Origin of the sequence: Rathayibacter tritici, assembly GCF_002932875.1 — a bacterium.
Lineage (GTDB): Bacteria > Actinomycetota > Actinomycetes > Actinomycetales > Microbacteriaceae > Rathayibacter > Rathayibacter tritici.
Genome location: NZ_PSWS01000081.1, coordinates 3,969 through 6,084 on the forward strand (window position 1 = coordinate 3,969; position 2,116 = coordinate 6,084).

Below are 2,116 nucleotides of genomic sequence, written 5' to 3' on the forward strand. Positions count from 1 at the left end.
CGAGATCTATTCGATTCAGGATTTGCAGTCCTGAATCTAAAGATGCTCGCGTCCACTGTGTAGTTCTCAAAATACGGGCGGTATCCCTCCCCCACACACCCAGGCGTGAGAAAAGGATCCAGAGAGTCGACCCCGCCACCCGAAGGCAACCGGCCCGGTCCCTCAGGACCCAACAGCGTGCATGTACCCGACTCCACCACCCCGACGCGTTCCCAACCCGAAGGCTGTACTGACGCGAGACGATCTCGACGAGCACCCAGTTCAATGTTCCACCCATGAGCTACCAGCAAAGACATTCGCTTTGATCTGGCGCCTGGAACACCCTGCGGTGTCCAGATGCTCCTTAGAAAGGAGGTGATCCAGCCGCACCTTCCGGTACGGCTACCTTGTTACGACTTAGTCCTAATCACCGATCCCACCTTCGACAGCTCCCTCCTTGCGGTTAGGCCACTGGCTTCGGGTGTTACCGACTTTCATGACTTGACGGGCGGTGTGTACAAGGCCCGGGAACGTATTCACCGCAGCGTTGCTGATCTGCGATTACTAGCGACTCCGACTTCATGAGGTCGAGTTGCAGACCTCAATCCGAACTGAGACCGGCTTTTTGGGATTCGCTCCACCTTACGGTATCGCAGCCCTTTGTACCGGCCATTGTAGCATGCGTGAAGCCCAAGACATAAGGGGCATGATGATTTGACGTCATCCCCACCTTCCTCCGAGTTGACCCCGGCAGTCTCCTATGAGTTCCCACCATAACGTGCTGGCAACATAGAACGAGGGTTGCGCTCGTTGCGGGACTTAACCCAACATCTCACGACACGAGCTGACGACAACCATGCACCACCTGTATACCGACCTTGCGGGGCGACCATTTCTGGACGTTTCCGGTATATGTCAAGCCTTGGTAAGGTTCTTCGCGTTGCATCGAATTAATCCGCATGCTCCGCCGCTTGTGCGGGCCCCCGTCAATTCCTTTGAGTTTTAGCCTTGCGGCCGTACTCCCCAGGCGGGGAACTTAATGCGTTAGCTGCGACACGGAGACCGTGGAAAGGTCCCCACATCTAGTTCCCAACGTTTACGGCGTGGACTACCAGGGTATCTAATCCTGTTCGCTCCCCACGCTTTCGCTCCTCAGCGTCAGTAACGGCCCAGAGAACTGCCTTCGCCATCGGTGTTCCTCCTGATATCTGCGCATTCCACCGCTACACCAGGAATTCCATTCTCCCCTACCGCACTCTAGTCTGCCCGTACCCACTGCAGGCCCGAGGTTGAGCCTCGGGTTTTCACAGCAGACGCGACAAACCGCCTACGAGCTCTTTACGCCCAATAATTCCGGACAACGCTTGCACCCTACGTATTACCGCGGCTGCTGGCACGTAGTTAGCCGGTGCTTTTTCTGCAGGTACCGTCAAGCCGAAGCCCTTCTTCCCTACTAAAAGAGGTTTACAACCCGAAGGCCGTCATCCCCCACGCGGCGTTGCTGCATCAGGCTTTCGCCCATTGTGCAATATTCCCCACTGCTGCCTCCCGTAGGAGTCTGGGCCGTGTCTCAGTCCCAGTGTGGCCGGTCACCCTCTCAGGCCGGCTACCCGTCGTCGCCTTGGTGAGCCATTACCTCACCAACAAGCTGATAGGCCGCGAGTCCATCCTTGACCGAAAAACTTTCCACCCGCACCCGATGCCGGGGCAGGTCGTATCCGGTATTAGACGCCGTTTCCAGCGCTTATCCCAGAGTCAAGGGCAGGTTACTCACGTGTTACTCACCCGTTCGCCACTAATCCACCCAGCAAGCTGGGCTTCATCGTTCGACTTGCATGTGTTAAGCACGCCGCCAGCGTTCGTCCTGAGCCAGGATCAAACTCTCCGTAAAAAAATTACGACCTCCAACCCCGAAGAGAAGAAGAGTCAAGTTTGACCTCCAGCAAATAAGACATCTCTCCGACCCTGAAGCCGGAAGCTGACATCAATTTCCAAAGGAATCCCAACCCGATCCGAAGACCGAGCCGAGGTATAAAATTGGCATTGAACATAGTGCACGCTGTTGAGTTCTCAAGAATCGGACACACCCCGCCTCCACACCGAAAACGATGCTTCACAACGAGAGTGATCGAAAGAT

At 55.9% G+C, this 2,116-nt stretch carries 1 rRNA gene; it reads right to left on the reverse strand.

The window, feature by feature from the left end:
- Nucleotides 1-347: 347 nt before the first annotated feature.
- Nucleotides 348-1,870, reverse strand: a 16S ribosomal RNA gene (locus C5D07_RS15010).
- Between the last annotated feature and the right edge of the window lie 246 nt (nucleotides 1,871-2,116).